The organism is Janthinobacterium lyxosi (assembly GCF_051380665.1).
Classification (GTDB): domain Bacteria; phylum Pseudomonadota; class Gammaproteobacteria; order Burkholderiales; family Burkholderiaceae_D; genus Janthinobacterium.
On record NZ_JBNYXM010000001.1, the window covers coordinates 343,384 to 358,781 of the forward strand.

Below are 15,398 nucleotides of genomic sequence, written 5' to 3' on the forward strand. Positions count from 1 at the left end.
AAAGTGTGGATAATCAAAGACTTACCGAGAAATATTGATTGTCTTGCCACAATCTGTCGCCGTCAGGCGACAAAAAGCCCCGTTTTTCGGGCCAGATCCGGCTGAAACGCGCTGGAAAAATCGGGTTTGCATGTAAGTCGTTGATTTTGAATGCAATTTAAAAGCTGGCACGGTGCTTGCTGTATGGGTAGATGTGACGCTTCAAAGTGTTGCTTTATCCAAGTAAGAAGCTTTTAACTTCATTGAGAGGAACTACCATGCAAACATCGAAACTGTTCAACACCCTGGTCGCCGCTATCGTACTGTCGGGCGCCTCGATCACCGCTTCGCATGCAGCTGACTCCGCCCCAAAAGCACAAGCTCCTGCTGACACCGTAGTGGCCGCCAACGCTGCCGCTGCCGTCCCTGATGAAACCATCACTTCCTCGGCCAAGGCCGCCCTGAGCGCCGATGCGCAAGCCGCTGCCCTGCCAGTCAAGGTAGCAACCCAGCAAGGTGTTGTCGTCCTGTCGGGCGATGTACCGAGCGCCGAAGCGGGTGACCGCGTCGTGCAGATCGTCGCTTCCGTCAGCGGCGTGAAAGAAATCAAGAACGAGCTGAAAGTCAAAGCCGCCGGTTAATGCCCGCGCGGTAACGCCTCGCGCTGTACTTTACTCCGGGTTGCCCTGTCTGCGGACAGGGCATTTTTTTGTGCGTTTGTTCTATGCGAGTTGCTGGCGTTACTTCAGTCCAAAGTAAATCCGGGATCAGTCGGCGGGTCTGAGCCCGGCAGTACAACCGCTGGGCTAACGCGATAATGTCAACTGCCGCCATGTTTCCTTGTACGCAACAAGGCCGGGCAACTCCAGCGGCGGCGTCACGGATGCTTCCACCACCGGCACCTCGCCCCAGCGGTGCAGCATCCAGCCGCCACACGTGGTGCCGCTGGCGTCCTGCGACACGGCAACCTCCTGGCCTGGCCGCAAGGCCGCCAGCAAGGAGGCGAAATGCGGGTTGTCCGTAAAACTGCCTTCCACTGTGACCGGCCCGCCAGCGCCCAGGGCATCGAGGCAATAGTCACTCATCAGCGCGCAATACAAGGTGGCCAGCGCATAGCGTTCCCTGGCGTTGTGCGGCGGCGGCCCCACGATGCGGCCTGCGCGCCCCACAAACGGCCCACCGGACTCGGCAAAGCATGGCAGTGCCAGCGTGCCCTGCTGGATCAGCCGCTCGATGTCGGCCGCGTCGCACGCTTGCGGCTGCTCGCCGGCCAGCACCGAAAATTCGCGCCCACCCATGAAGCGCATGCAGGCGACGGGCTGGCCCAGCGCATTGACATTGGCCAGCATGTCGGCCGTTTCATCGAGCTCGTCGAGGGGCGCGCCAAAGGCGGCGGCTATCGCCCAGGTGCCGGTGGACAAGACCGTGCGCGGCTGGTCGTTCGCTTCCGCATCCAGATAGCGCAGCAGCGAGGCATTGCTGTCGTGGATGCCGCACAGCACCTGGCAAGCGGGCAGCAAGTCATTCGACTGCACCGGCCCCAGCGCTGTCCATGCCGGCTGCAGCGGCGCAAACAAATGCGTCCATTCCATCGCGTGTACCAGCGAGGAATAGGTCCCTTGCCGCGGTTGCCACAAATCCGTATGGCAACCCAGTGAGGTCACTTCGCTCGCTGCCACGCCCGATAACCTCCAGGCCCAGTATTGCGGGTAGGTCAAAATATGGCGCGCGCGGGCAAATTGCGCCGGGTAGGTCCTGGCCAGCCAGAACAGCTGCAAGCCCAGGTTCAGGCCGCATGGCAGTTGCGGCGACAGGCTGTCGGCAAACGCGGGCCGCAGCGCCGCGTACTCTGCCGCCAGCGCCTGCGGCAAGGCCGATTCATAGTCGAGGATGGGCAGCACCAGGCCATCTTCGTCGACCAGCGCCGCCGTGGCGCCATGCGTGACGGGCACGATGGCGGTGATCCGCGCCTGGTGCGAGAACACCCTCAGCGTGCTCTGCAGCCAATCCCACAAGCGTTCGGTATCGTGGTGTGGATACGGTCCCGTGTGAAGGATGCTGTTCGGGCAGCGCTGTTCGGCCAGGATGGCGCCCGTGGCGCCCAGCAAGGTCAGCTTGGCATTGGTCTTGCCGATATCGAGTACGACGGTCGCTTCCATGAACTGCGGGTACTCCTCAGGCGAGATGAAATACGGGGGCCAGTGGCACGGCGACTGGCGATGCGTCAAGCTGCGTCTCCATCAGGTCGGACATATGCTGCCACCAGCGGCGCATCACCGGATGTTGCGGCAGTGCCGCCATCGCGTGGCCGTCCATGCGGCGCAGCACGGCAAACAGCACACCCGTGGCTGCATCGAGAAAGATGCTGTAGTCGCGCACGCCTGACTCACGCAACAAGGTGGCCAGTTCCGGCCAGATGGCGTCGTGGCGGCGCTGGTATTCGACGGCAGTGCCGGGCTTGAGCTGCATCTTGAAAGCGATCTGTTCCATTGTCTTATTTCCGGGTTTGCTTGCGGTTCAGCAGGCGTGGCAGGGCAATCGTGATCAACAGCAAGATGCCGACGACAATGGTCATGATGACGCCAGGAATATTGAGCAGCGCCAGGCCATAGGTGACCATGCCCAGCAGCAGCACGGCCAGCATCACGCCGCCAATGCTGCCCTTGCCGCCGGCGATGCTGACGCCCCCCAGAATGACCATGGTGATCACTTCCAGTTCCCAGCCCATGGCGATATTCGGCCGCGTGCTGCCGATGCGTCCCGTCAGCAACCAGGCGGCCAGGCCCGCCATGGCGCCGGTGGCCACGAACAGGGCAAAGCGGTAGCGGTCCACCGCCACGCCCGAGAAACGCGCGGCCATCGGGTTGCTGCCGATGGCAACGATGCGCCGGCCCCAGCTGGTGGCATGTAGCAGCACGGCAAACAGCACGGCGAACGCCAGCAAAATCACGAAAGGACGGGGGATGAGGTCAAAGAAATAGCCCTGGCCCCAATCGATCAGCAGTTGCGGATAACCGGTATAGGCCTGGTCGCCCAGGATCACGCTGGCCAGGCCGCGAAACAGCGCCACCGTGCCGATTGTCACGACGATGGACGGCAAGGCGAAGCGCGTGACCAGCACGCCGTTGAGGCAGCCGCAGGCCGCGCCCATGGCCAGCGCGACGATCAGCAAGCCTGCGGGCGGCACGCCGTGGTGGTGCGCAAAGCCCATCGCCACCGATGACAGCGCCAGCGTTCCGGAGACGGAAATATCGATTTCGCGGCAGATGATCAGCAAGGCCATCGGCAGCGCGATCAAGGCTTTTTCGCTGAAATTGAAGGTGCTGTCGGCAAGGTTGTAGGCATCAAAAAAGTGCGGCAGGAAGATGCTGTTGCCGATGAACACCACCACCAGCAACAGCGCCAGCAGCGCTTCCCAGTGCGCCAGGTAGTGCGACAGCCGCTGTGCCTTGCGGTCGAGGATGGTGTAGCGCGAACCGGGCGCGGCGGGTGTTGGCGTGCCGCTCACGGCAAGCTGGTCCAGGGAAGTCGAGATCGCGTTCACGCGGCGCTCCTTGATGAAGGTTGTAGCATGGCCTGCGGCAAGATCTGGCGCCCGGCTTTCTTGTTGCCGCGTGCATTGATGAGCACGGCCGTCAGGATCACGATGCCCGTCAACGCGCTTTGCCAGAAAGGCGAGACCTTAATGATCGGCAAGGCATTGTTGATCACGGACAGAAACAGCGCGCCGAGCACGGCGCCAGAGACCGTACCGGCGCCGCCGGCGATGCTGATGCCGCCGATCACGCAAGCGGCGATCACGGTAAACTCAAAGCCGTAGGCAATTTCCGAATACGCCACCGCATAGCGCGCCACCCACAGGTAGCCGCACAAGCCCGCCATCATGCCCGACAGGCCATATGTCCAGAATAGCCGGCGCGCCGTGGAGATGCCGACATAGCGCGCCGCCATCGGCTGGTTGCCGATCGCATACAGGTCGCGGCCAAAGCGCGTGTAGCGTGCCAGCAGCCAGGTGGCGATGACCGCCGCCGCCGCAATCCACACCAGGTGCGTGATGCCGAACAAATGGTCGAGCGGAAAGGCGATGAAGCCGGCCGGCATATGGTGCGACGAGACCCAGGCACCGCCCGACAGCACGAAGACCAGGCCGCGATACACGCTCATGGTGCCCAGGGTCACGACGATGGGCGGCAAATCCAGGTAGCCGATCAGGTAGCCATTGACCAGGCCCAGCAGCAGGCCGATCAGCACGGCCACCAGCATCACCAGCACCAGGGGCAGCTCGGGGTACTTCACCGCCAGCAGCGCCGCCATCATGCCCGACAGCGCCAGGTTCGAGGCCACCGACAAATCGATGCCGCGCGTGACGATAACGAACATCTGCGCCAGCGCCAGCATGATCAACAGCGTGCTGTCGGTGAGCAGATTCGACAGGCTGCCGGCGGTCAGGAAGACGGGGGCGCGCAGGCCCACGGCGCCGGCCAGCAGCACGATCAGCACCGCCAGCTGGACTTCGCGTTGTTTCAGGTAGTGCATAGGAGTTCCTCGTTCGAGTGCGCGCTGCCGGAGGCGGCGGCGACCACGTTTTCCGGCGTCGCTTGGGCGCGCGAGAAGACGCAATTGATATGTCCCTGGTGCATCACCACCACGCGGTCGGCCATGCCCAGCACTTCCGGCAATTCGGACGACACCAGGATCACCGACAGGCCCTGCGTCACCAGTTCGCTGATAAAGCGGTGCACGGCCGCCTTCGAGCCGATATCGATGCCCTTGGTCGGCTCATCGAGAATGATGACCTTGGGTTTGGTCGCCAGCCATTTGGCCAGCACCACTTTTTGCTGGTTGCCGCCCGACAGTTCCGACACCATTTGCGTGAAATGGCTGGCTTTGAGTTCCAGTTGTTCGCTGAGCTGGCGTGCGATTGCCGTTTCGCGCGCACGCTTGCTGCGCAGGAAAAAGCCGATGCCATCCAGGATGGGCAAGGTGATGTTTTGCACGATGGACAGCGACAGGTGCGCACCCTGGTGCTGGCGGTCTTCCGGCACATAGGCGATGCCATGCCTGATGGCGTCGCTGGCGCTGCGGATCGCCACCTCCTTGCCGGCAATTTTCACCTTGCCGGTGACGCCGTTTGTCAGGCCGAACAGCGCCTGCATCACCTCGGAGCGCCCGGCGCCCACCAGGCCATAGAAGCCGACGATCTCTCCTTGCTGCACGGAAAAGCTGACATCGTGAAATTCGGTCGGATGACAGAACTGCGACACTTCCAGCAAGGTGGGGCCCAGCGCAATATCGGCTTTGGGAAACACCTGGTGGATCGCGCGGCCCACCATCAGGGACACCAGTTGCGGTTCGGTGATCTCGGCCAGCAGGCCGGCGGCGACGAAATGGCCGTCGCGCAGCACCGTGTAACTGTCGGCAACGGCAAAGATTTCATCGAATTTGTGCGAGATGAAAATGACTGCCGTGCCGGCTGCGCGCAGCTGGCCGATGATGCGGTACAGCTCGTGGATTTCGCGTTGCGACAGCGACGCCGTCGGCTCGTCCATGATCACCACGCGGGCGTCCTGCGACAAGGCACGGGCAATTTCCACGAAGTGGCGCTGCGCCACGCTCAGGTCCTTGACCTTGGCCAATACCGGCAGCTGCACTTCCAGGCGGGCGAAGATCGCCGCGGCCTGTTTGGCCATCAGCGCCCAGTCGATGCGCGCCGGATAGCCGGTCTGCGGCTGGCGGCCGATATAAATGTTTTCGGCCACTGTCAGTTCGTCGAACATCACGGTTTCCTGGTGCACGGCGGTAATGCCGGCATCCATCGCGTCTTGCGGGCTGGCAAACAGCACGGCCTGGCCACCGACTTCGACATGGCCGGCATCGGGTTGATAAATACCGGTCAAGGTCTTGACCAGGGTCGACTTGCCGGCGCCGTTTTCGCCGATCAGCGCCATCACTTCGCCGGCGCGCACCGTCAGGGCCACGTCCTGCAACGCGGTGACGCCGTGGAAATGCTTGCAGATGCCATGCAGGCGCAATACCGGCGCCTCGGTCTGCGACGCATCGGCGCCCGCAGAAATAGGGGGATTCTGAGACATGATCCGTTCACACAAGTAGAGATTCGTAGGTCGGGTCAGGCCAAAGGCCATAACCCGACATGAGCTGCAAATACCGCTTAGAAAATCTTCGAGAACTTTTCGACGTTATCCTTGTCATAGGTGAACGGTGGCGCCAGCGCCGCTTCGCCGGCCGCGTCGACCGTCAGCTTGCCCATGCGGCCCACGGCGATCGACTCACCGGCTTTGCCCGTCGCCTTGCCGATGACGAACTGGTGCGCGGCGTAGGTGGCAGCGTAGCCCAGGTCGATCGGATTCCAGATCGCAAAGCTTTTCACGGCACCGCTTTTCACGTGGCCGGCCATTTCCGATGGCAGACCCAGGCCCGTCACATACACTTTGCCGACCAGTTTTTCATCGACGACGGCCTTGCCGGCTGCATTGATGCCGACCGTGGTCGGGGCGATGATGGCTTTCAGATTCGGGTTGCTGCGCAAGAGGCCAATCGCTTCCCGGTAGCTTTTGTCGGACTGGTCGTCGCCATACACGGTCGACACCAGCTTGATTTTCGAGTACGCGGGCTGGGCCAGCGTTTTTTTCATTTCGCCGATCCAGATATTCTGGTTGGTCGCTTGCGCCGTGGCCGACAGGATGGCGACTTCACCGGCACCGCCGATGGCGTCGGATGCCATTTCGATCTGTTTCTGGCCGATCAGGGACGGGCTCGATGGGTTCAGTTGCAGCAAGCGGCCATCCTTGGCCACGCCGCTGTCGAAGGAAATGACCTTGATGCCGCGCTGCATGGCTTTTTTGGTGATCGGCACCAGCGCATTGGCGTCGTTGGCGGAAATGACGATGGCCTTGACCTTCTGGCTGATCAGGGAACTGATGATTTCGATCTGGCCTTCGGCGGTGGCTGTGGTCGGGCCCGTGTAGATGATTTCCACGTCGCCCAGCTGCTTGGCCGCCTCGTTCGCGCCTTCATGGGCGGCGTCAAAAAAGCCGTTGCCGAGGTTTTTCACGACCATGGCGATCTTCATTTTTTCAGCCGCCTGGGCACCGGTGGCCAGGCACGCCATCATGCAGGTGCTCAAGACCGCCACCATCATTTTTTTCATTTTCATGCCACGTCTCCTTTTACTATTGATGTGGCGGTAGACACCATGTCCCCGGCCATCTTGTTATTGGTTTTTATTGGCCCTGCCATTCACTTTCCGCCTGCAGCAAGGCCGGTTCCGGCGCGCGCTCGGGCGCCACGGCCAGCACCTTTACGCCCGATTGCTCCAGCATCTGCACCGCCGCGTCGGACGCGCCCGTATCCGTGATGACGCAGGACACGCGGTTCAGGCCGCACAGGATCAGGCCGGCCTTCCTGGCGAACTTGCTGCTGTCGGCCAGCACGATCAGTTCTTCGGCCTGGCTGATCAAGCGCTTTTCGGCCTGGATCAGCATCGGGTCCGCTTCCATCAGGCCCAGCATCGACAGGCCGTACACGCCCATGAACATCTTGCTGGCGTAATGGTGCTGGCTGATATCGTTGTCGAATGGACTCAGGATGACGTTTTGCTCGCGGTACACCGTGCCGCCTGGCAGGATGATTTCATTCTCGCTGGTCATCAAGAGGCGCTCGGCCATCATGAAGGAGTTGGTGAGGATTTTCAGGCGCTTGTCGACCAAAAATTCCACCATGCGGTAGGTGGTGGTGCCACCATTGATGATGATGGTGTCGCCGTCGGCGCACAGGCCGCAGGCATGGCGGGCAATCGCGCGTTTTTGCGCCGCGCAGCGGTCGATGTTGTTCTGGAATGTCTCGCCCGACAGCGCAAAGGTACGCTGTTTTTTTTGCGGCAGGCTTTCCGCGCCGCCACGGGTGCGTACCAGCAGATTGCGCTCGGCCAGCCAGGCGATATCGCGCCGTACGGTGGCTGGCGACGAACTGAGCCAGCCGACCAACTGGTCGACGCTCGCCACGGTATGCTCGGCGAGTAACTTCAACAGCCCTTTGCGGCGTTTGTGATTGATCACGTTGTCTCCTCTTGAGCCCTCTCCTGCGTGCTGCCGCATAGGCTGCACAGCGCAGGGACGACTTCTGTATCGGTGAGCCAGCCTAAGCAGTTGAGCAGTGCATGTCAACAATCAATCAATCAACATCGTGATTATTTGCCCATCGCGCAAATGGCTGATCATCACTTCGATCAACATGATGATTATTTGCATTTCTCTCACCATTTTGATTGCTTGTTGATTGACATGATCGGGCGCCTGACTTCTACTGAGTGCTGCTGCCGCCAGCTGCTCCGCACACAGATGCGGTCATGGCAATGGGCACACATAACCAATAATGGAGACACTGTATGACCGCCACGATGGATACCAACACGCCTGCGCCCATGACTTCGCTGTGGGATGACGCGCACGCCACAACCTTGAGCGAACCGGAGCTGCTGCTGTACCGCTCGAACCTGCTCGGTTCGGACATGCGCATCACCAATTTTGGCGGCGGCAATACCTCGGCCAAGATCACTATGAGCGATCCGCTGACGGGCGAACAAGCCGAAGTGCTGTGGGTCAAAGGCTCCGGCGGCGACCTGGGCAGCATCAAGCTCGACGGCTTTTCCACCCTCTACATGGACAAGCTGAACGCCTTGAAAGGCCGCTACCGTGGCCTGGCGCTGGAAGACGAGATGGTGGCCTATTTGCCCCACTGCACTTTCAACCTGAACCCGCGCGCGGCCAGTATCGATACTCCCTTGCATGCCTATATCGCGCGTAAGCATGTCGACCATATGCACCCGGACGCCGTGATTGCTGTTGCCGCTTGCGCCAACAGCAAGACGCTCACGCAAAAGATTTTCGAAGGCGAACTGGGCTGGCTGCCATGGCAACGCCCCGGCTACGACCTGGGGCTGAAACTCGAAGCGCTGTCGCAGTCGCAACCGCATCTGAAAGGCATCATCCTCGAAGGCCACGGCTTGTTTACCTGGGGTGATACGGCCAAGTCCTGCTATGAAGTGACGTTGGCCATCATCAAGCGCGCCGAAGACTGGCTGGCCGCCAATACCCGGCAGCCCGCGTTTGGCGGCGCCAGGACCACGCCACTGCCAGCGCCGGAACGCGCGGCCTTGGCGCAGCGTCTGATGCCCTTGCTGCGCGGCAAGATCAGTCAGGACGAATACAAGCTGGGCCACTTTGACGACAGCGCCAACGTGCTCGATTTTGTTTGCAGCAATGATCTGCTGCCGCTGGCCGCGCTCGGCACTTCCTGCCCCGATCACTTTTTGCGCACCAAGATCCGCCCCTTCGTGATCGATTTTGATCCAGGCAATCCCGATTTCGACAAGCTGGTGGCGGGCCTTGACGATGCACTGGCCACCTACCGTGCCGACTACATCGCCTACTATATGCGCTGCAAGCACGGCAACAGCCCAGCCGTGCGCGACGCCAATCCGATCATTTATCTGATCCCTGGGGTGGGCATGCTGTCGTTCGCCAAGGACAAGGCGACGGCGCGCATTGCCGGCGAGTTCTATGTCAACGCCATCAACGTAATGCGCGGCGCCAATGGCGTCGACACCTATGTGGGCTTGCCGGAGCAGGAAGCCTTCGATATCGAATACTGGCTGCTCGAGGAAGCCAAGCTGCAGCGCATGCCGAAACCGAAAAGCCTGGCCGGACGCATCGCGCTGGTGACGGGCGGCGCTGGCGGCATTGGCCAGGCCGTGGCGCGCCAGCTGCTGCAGGAAGGCGCGTGCGTGATGCTGACCGATATCGATGGCGGTGCGCTGGAAGAAGCCGAGCAGAACTTGTTGAAAGTGGCGGGCCGCGACAATATTGCCACGGTGCGCGCCAATATCACGGCCGAGCATGAAGTCGAATCCATCCTGAACGCGGCCGCGCTGCGCTTTGGCGGCGTCGACCTGCTGGTATCGAACGCCGGCATCGCGTCGTCCGCACCGGTGGAAGACACGACCCTGGAAATGTGGGAGCGCAACCAGTCCATCCTGGTGACCGGCTACTTTCTTGTGAGCCGCGCCGCCTTCCGCATCATGAAGCAGCAGCAGCTCGGTGGCAGCATGGTGTATGTGGCCAGCAAGAATGGCCTGGTCGCCTCCGGTGGCGCCTCGGCCTATTGCACCGCCAAGGCGGCCGAGATCCACCTGGCGCGCTGCCTGGCGCTGGAAGGCGCGCCGCACGGCATCCGCGTCAATGTCGTCAACCCCGACGCCGTGATCCGTGGCTCGCGCATCTGGGATGGCAAGTGGAAGGAAGAGCGGGCCGCCTCGAACAAGATCGGCTCGGACGATATCGAGGAATTCTACCGCCAGCGCAGCCTGTTGAAACGCAGCGTACTGCCGGAAGACATCGCCGAAGCCGTGTATTTCCTGTCCAGCGAAAAAGCGGCCAAGAGCACCGGAAATATCATCAATGTGGATGCCGGCAATGCCGCCGCCTTTACACGATAATCAAGTCCTATAAAAAAACAGCCGGCCATCGCGCCGCGCTGCGTACAAGGAGACAGAACATGAGCAGCATGATCAACGAAGGCCTGGTGGCAGAACACAATGCCAAACTGAAAGCGAATCTGGACGCCGACTATGCGGCGCTGGCTGGCGTGCTGGAACGGCGCGGCCAGGATATTGAAAAACTGACGGGGCTGGCGCAGACCTTTGCCGTGGCCGTACCGAGCTGGGGTGCCGGCACGGGCGGCACGCGCTTTGCCCGTTTCCCTGGCCTTGGCGAGCCGCGCAATGTCTTTGAAAAACTGGAAGACTGCGCCGTGATCAATCAGCTGACGCAGGCCACGCCTGCCGTCTCGCTGCATTTCCCCTGGGACAAGGTCAGCGACACGGCCGCCCTGCGCGAAATCGCCGAAGGCCATGGCTTGAGCTTCGACGCCGTCAACTCGAATACCTTCCAGGACCAGCTTGGCCAGGCGCATACCTACAAGCACGGCAGTCTGACCTCGCAAGGCGCCAGCGTGCGCGCGCAGGCGGTTGAGCACAATATCGAGTGCATCGAACTGGGCCATGCGCTGGGCTCGAAAGCGCTGACCGTATGGGTCGGCGACGGCGCCAACTTTCCGGGCCAGCACAATCTGCGCGGCGCGCTGGAGCGTTATCTGGACAGCATGCGCGACATCTACGGCGCCCTGCCCGCCGACTGGAATATCTTTATCGAGCATAAACTGTTCGAGCCGGCCTTTTATGCCACCACGATTGCCGACTGGGGCACCAGTTTTGCCTGCGCCACCGCTCTGGGACCGAAAGCCAAATGCCTGGTCGACCTGGGTCACCACGCGCCGAACACGAATATTGAAATGATCGTCGCGCGCCTGGCGCAGTTCGGCAAGCTCGGCGGCTTCCATTTCAACGACAGCAAGTATGGCGACGACGACCTCGATTCGGGCAGCATCAATCCCTTCCAGCTGTTCCTGGTGTTCAACGAACTGGCCGATGCGGCCGAGCGGGAAGGATCGGCGTTCAATCCCGCCTACATGCTCGACCAGTCGCACAATGTCACCGACCCGATCGAAAGCCTGATGAGCAGCGCCGTGGAAGTGCAGCGCGCATTCATCCAGTCGGCCCTGGTCGACCGCGCCGGCTTGCGCCATCTGCAGGAAAGCAACGACGTGCATGCGTCGGCGCAAGCCCTGAAACAGGCCTTCCGCACGGACGTGAGCGCCATCCTGGCCATGGCGCGCCTGCGCTCGGGCGCCGCCATCGATCCGGTCGCCTGCTACCGCAGCAGTGGCTATCGGGAGCAACGCGGCGTGGCGCGGCCCCCTAAGGCGGGCGCCAGCAGCAGCGGCATCGTGTAAGGCGAGCTAGCAAGAGGAGCAATGCTGCTTCCAGGCAAGGTGCCTGGAAGCAGGTAGAATAGCCAGTACTGGCGCCGCTCCCGGCGCTTTTTGTCATCCCCGGCACAGCATTCTGTTGCAAGGCTGCGCCGCTACCAGGCTACCGCATGTCTTCTTTCTCTCCCGCCGCCCTGCTGCGCAATCTGAAACCCGATAGTTTTACCGTGGCCCTGCTCATCACCGTGGCGCTGGCCACGTTCCTGCCCTGTACGGGCACGACGGCCGTAGTTTTCGGCAACATCACCACCGTGGCCATTGGCGCCCTGTTTTTCTTGCACGGTGCCAAGCTGTCGCGCGAAGCCGTGGTGGCCGGTGCCATGCACTGGCGGCTGCACTTGCTGGTGCTGGCCAGCACCTTTGTCCTGTTCCCGCTGCTGGGCCTGGCCCTGCGTCCGCTGGCGCTGACGTTCCTGACGCCCGACCTGTACATGGGCATTTTGTTCCTGTGCGCCCTGCCGTCCACAGTGCAATCGTCGATCGCCATGACAGCCATGGCGCGCGGCAATGTACCTGCCGCCATCTGCAGCGCCTCGGCCTCGAACTTCATCGGCATTTTCCTCGCCCCCATCCTGGTGGGCTTGCTGGTGGCCAAGGGCGCGGAAAGCAAGTCGTCGGTGGACGCGGTGCTCTCCATCGTCATGCAGCTGCTGCTGCCCTTTCTGGCCGGCCAGTTTCTGCGCCGCTGGATCGGCCGCTGGGTCGACCGCCATAAAGCCACCTTGAAATACGTCGACCAGGGCTCGATTTTGCTGGTGGTCTACACGGCCTTCAGCGAAGCCGTCAGCGAAGGCCTGTGGCATACCATCTCGGTGGAAACCCTGGTCGCGCTGGGCCTGATCAGCCTGCTGCTGCTGGTGCTGGTGCTGGGCATCTCCACCTTTGTCAGCCGCCGCCTGGGTTTCAACAAGGAAGATGAAATCGCCATCGTCTTTTGCGCCTCGAAGAAAAGCCTGGCCAGCGGCGTGCCGATGGCCAAGGTGCTGTTTTCCACGCGCTCGCTGGGCATGGTGATTTTGCCGCTGATGCTGTTTCACCAGATTCAATTGATGATCTGCGCCGTGATCGCGCAAAAATATGCAAGGCGTGACGAGGCGCAGGTGGTTCGCACATAAATAATGGATTGGCCGGTCATGCTCGCACTGGCCAAATCACCGCATCAATCAAACTCCTCGGCGCCTTGCCCGTGTCCAAACCCGTCGGTGGATATTCTCCCGCAGGGGGAATATGGTGAGTAACACACAGCCAGTCGAAGACCGGGAAGAGGCTGGCGAAATTACAGTTGAAATGCTCAGCTTGCACAGAGTGATGAATGCGATGGTACTGCGGTGAATTCAACAACATCCAGTAACGGCCAAAGCCGATTCGCACATTCATATGCGGGAAAACATGGTAGAAGCCCATGACGCCGTATATTGCCAGAAACACCATGTTTGTCTTGAACAAGATGCCGGCAAGCAGATAGATGCTGATTGCCTTGACGCCCGATTCGGCCCAGTAGTGCCTGGTCGTTGTGGAGGCATTCATGGCCGTATCGCTATGATGGAAGGAATGCATGGCCCACAGGGCGGGTACGCGGTGTTGAGCGCGATGAAAGGCGTATTCAAGAAAATCCATGGTAAGGGCATACAGGATGAAGGCGGGCGCCAGCATCCATCCCGACACATTGAGATCGATGAGGCCGCCGCCGGCTGCATTGACAAGTTGCACAGTCACGATTGCCGTAAGCGGCGCAAGCATCGCGCCACTGGCAGCATAAATGAACATATAAGCAAGATTGAAGCGTGAGGTACCCGAAGGCTGTTCCTCCAGGGGATGCCGTTTCTCGACGTGTAATGCCAGAAGAATTACCGTCAGCAGCAGCAAGGGGCCAAGCAGTACCTCGTATCCCATCGTTTCCCCCTTGAAGGAAGTTGATATTTTTCTATTTTAAAAATAGTCCGACTATCCGCGCATGTCAAATGTCATTGGAGTTCACTTGACCCATGCAATGGCAGAACGCTATATATAAGTGTATATTACGGTCCTTGTTCACCGTTCACTTTACAAGGATACGATCATGCGCCTCACCTCCCTCGCCAAACTTCTCAGCGCCGCCCTGCTCGCCACTGCCGCCTCGTCCGCCTTTGCCGGCGAAGTGGTGGTATCGGCCGCGGCCAGCCTGACGAATGCGTTCAAGGATGCGGCGCAAAGCTACGAGGCACAGTATCCGGGCAGCAAGGTGTCCTTGAACTTCGCTGCTTCGGGCGTGCTGCTGCAGCAGATCGTCAAGGGTGCGCCCGTGGACGTGTTTGCCTCGGCTGACCAGGAAACCATGGATGCGGCGCAAAAGCAGGGCCTGGTGCTGCCGGCCGACCGCATGGACTTCGTCAGCAACAGCCTGGTGCTGATCGTGCCGCACGATAGCAAGCTGGGCATCAAGAGCTTGAGCGACCTGACGCACAAGGGCGTGACCCGCGTGGCCATCGCCAACCCGGCCAGCGTGCCCGTCGGCCGTTATTCGGAAGGCGCGCTGAAAAAGGCGAAGCTGTGGGACGCCGTGCAAGCTAAAGCCATCGGCACGCAGAACGTGCGCCAGTCGCTCGACTATGTGGCGCGCGGCGAAGTCGATGCGGGCTTTGTCTACGCCACCGACGCGGCCATCATGAAGGATAAAGTCAACGTCGTGCTGGACGTGCCGCTGGAGGCGCCCGTGCTGTACCCGATCGCCACTATCAAGGACAGCAGCAATGCCGCCGAAGCGAAGCGCTTCGTCAGCTACCTGCAGACGGCGCCGGCGCAAGCCATCCTTGCCAAGTATGGTTTTAAAAAGCCCTGATCTTTAGGTAAGCACCTGCATGGATATCGCCTGGACCGCGCTGGCCCTGTCGCTCAAAGTAGCGGCGTGGGCCACGGCGCTCAATTTGCTGCTCGGCATCGGCACGGGCTATCTGCTGGCGCGCACGCGTTTTCCCGGGCGCGAGCTGCTCGACGCCCTGCTGACCTTGCCGATGGTGATGCCGCCCACCGTGCTCGGCTATTACCTGCTGGTGTTATTGGGCCGGCGCGGCACGCTGGGCATCTGGCTGCAAGACAACTTCGGCATCAATCTCATCTTCACCTGGCAGGGCGCCGTGATCGCGTCCACGGTGGTCGCCTTTCCCCTTGTCTTCAAGCCGGCGCGCGCCGCCTTCGAGGCGGTCGACGGGCAACTGGAGCAGGCGGCCCGCGTGCTGGGCATCTCGGAAATGGCGATTTTCTTCCGCGTGACCTTGCCGCTGGCCTGGCGCGGCATCCTGGCCGGCGTACTGCTGGGCTTTGTGCGCGCGCTGGGCGAGTTTGGCGCCACCCTGATGGTGGCCGGCAGCATTCCCGGCAAGACGCAGACCTTGTCGGTGGCCGTGTATGAAGCCGTGCAGGCAGGCCAGGACGACGTCGCCAACACCCTCGTGCTGATCACCTCTGCCGTGTGCATCGTGGTGCTGCTGTCGGCTGGCCGCCTGGCGCCCGGGCGCATCGCTCACAAATGACGCTGA

The 15,398-nt window shown here is 61.3% G+C and carries 14 protein-coding genes; 6 read left to right on the plus strand and 8 right to left on the minus strand.

Annotation, left to right across the window (positions count from 1 at the left end; all coding sequences use genetic code 11):
* Nucleotides 1–257: 257 nt before the first annotated feature.
* Nucleotides 258–620 carry a BON domain-containing protein gene (locus ACQ4WP_RS01640; RefSeq protein ID WP_034752546.1) on the plus strand — a complete coding sequence of 121 codons (363 nt, stop codon included), beginning with the start codon at nt 258–260 and terminating at the stop codon, nt 618–620.
* 165 nt (nt 621–785) lie between these two features.
* Here the strand turns inward: ACQ4WP_RS01640 and ACQ4WP_RS01645 are convergent, their stop codons facing one another.
* The 7 genes from ACQ4WP_RS01645 to ACQ4WP_RS01675 form a co-directional block, all read right to left on the minus strand.
* Nucleotides 786–2,207, minus strand: a complete 1,422-nt coding sequence (locus ACQ4WP_RS01645) for an FGGY-family carbohydrate kinase (RefSeq protein ID WP_436518364.1) — start codon at nt 2,205–2,207, stop codon at nt 786–788.
* A complete protein-coding gene (rhaM, locus tag ACQ4WP_RS01650; protein WP_436518365.1) occupies nt 2,155–2,469 on the minus strand; it encodes an L-rhamnose mutarotase in 315 nt (104 codons plus the stop codon). Before rhaM ends, ACQ4WP_RS01645 begins: the two co-directional genes overlap by 53 nt.
* Nucleotides 2,470–2,473: 4 nt before the next feature.
* Entirely contained in the window at nt 2,474–3,514 is a 1,041-nt protein-coding gene (locus ACQ4WP_RS01655) for an ABC transporter permease (RefSeq protein WP_436518403.1), read from the minus strand.
* A 5-nt stretch (nt 3,515–3,519) separates the two neighbouring features.
* Nucleotides 3,520–4,515, minus strand: a complete 996-nt coding sequence (locus tag ACQ4WP_RS01660; RefSeq protein ID WP_436518366.1) for an ABC transporter permease — start codon at nt 4,513–4,515, stop codon at nt 3,520–3,522.
* Nucleotides 4,503–6,071, minus strand: a complete 1,569-nt coding sequence (locus ACQ4WP_RS01665; RefSeq protein WP_436518367.1) for a sugar ABC transporter ATP-binding protein — start codon at nt 6,069–6,071, stop codon at nt 4,503–4,505. Before ACQ4WP_RS01665 ends, ACQ4WP_RS01660 begins: the two co-directional genes overlap by 13 nt.
* Nucleotides 6,072–6,148: 77 nt before the next feature.
* The gene (gene rhaS, locus ACQ4WP_RS01670) at nt 6,149–7,147 is read right to left on the minus strand and encodes a rhamnose ABC transporter substrate-binding protein (protein WP_436518404.1); all 999 of its coding nucleotides are present in this window, start codon (nt 7,145–7,147) and stop codon (nt 6,149–6,151) included.
* 73 nt (nt 7,148–7,220) lie between these two features.
* Nucleotides 7,221–8,054: a DeoR/GlpR family DNA-binding transcription regulator gene (locus ACQ4WP_RS01675; protein WP_436518368.1), complete on the minus strand. Its 834-nt coding sequence runs from the start codon at nt 8,052–8,054 to the stop codon at nt 7,221–7,223.
* Nucleotides 8,055–8,383: 329 nt separating this feature from the next.
* Here ACQ4WP_RS01675 and ACQ4WP_RS01680 point away from each other — a divergent pair, with 329 nt between their 5' ends.
* The 3 genes from ACQ4WP_RS01680 to ACQ4WP_RS01690 all read left to right on the plus strand — a co-directional run bounded on the left by ACQ4WP_RS01680 (nt 8,384) and on the right by ACQ4WP_RS01690 (nt 12,998).
* On the plus strand, nt 8,384–10,492 hold the full coding sequence (locus ACQ4WP_RS01680; RefSeq protein WP_436518369.1) for a bifunctional rhamnulose-1-phosphate aldolase/short-chain dehydrogenase: 2,109 nt from the start codon (nt 8,384–8,386) through the stop codon (nt 10,490–10,492).
* A gap of 59 nt (nt 10,493–10,551) precedes the next feature.
* The gene (gene rhaI / locus ACQ4WP_RS01685; RefSeq protein ID WP_436518370.1) at nt 10,552–11,847 is read left to right on the plus strand and encodes an L-rhamnose catabolism isomerase; all 1,296 of its coding nucleotides are present in this window, start codon (nt 10,552–10,554) and stop codon (nt 11,845–11,847) included.
* A 146-nt stretch (nt 11,848–11,993) separates the two neighbouring features.
* A complete protein-coding gene (locus tag ACQ4WP_RS01690) occupies nt 11,994–12,998 on the plus strand; it encodes a bile acid:sodium symporter family protein (protein ID WP_436518371.1) in 1,005 nt (334 codons plus the stop codon).
* 16 nt (nt 12,999–13,014) lie between these two features.
* Here the strand turns inward: ACQ4WP_RS01690 and ACQ4WP_RS01695 are convergent, their stop codons facing one another.
* Entirely contained in the window at nt 13,015–13,776 is a 762-nt protein-coding gene (locus tag ACQ4WP_RS01695) for a sterol desaturase family protein (protein ID WP_436518372.1), read from the minus strand.
* 166 nt (nt 13,777–13,942) lie between these two features.
* Between ACQ4WP_RS01695 and modA the strand changes: the two genes are divergently transcribed.
* Together modA and modB are read left to right on the plus strand one after the other, a co-directional pair.
* Complete coding sequence (gene modA / locus ACQ4WP_RS01700) at nt 13,943–14,701, plus strand: molybdate ABC transporter substrate-binding protein (RefSeq protein ID WP_436518373.1); 759 nt, start codon at nt 13,943–13,945, stop codon at nt 14,699–14,701.
* Between the two features lie 19 nt (nt 14,702–14,720).
* Nucleotides 14,721–15,392: a molybdate ABC transporter permease subunit gene (gene modB, locus ACQ4WP_RS01705; RefSeq protein WP_077398318.1), complete on the plus strand. Its 672-nt coding sequence runs from the start codon at nt 14,721–14,723 to the stop codon at nt 15,390–15,392.
* Nucleotides 15,393–15,398: the final 6 nt, after the last annotated feature.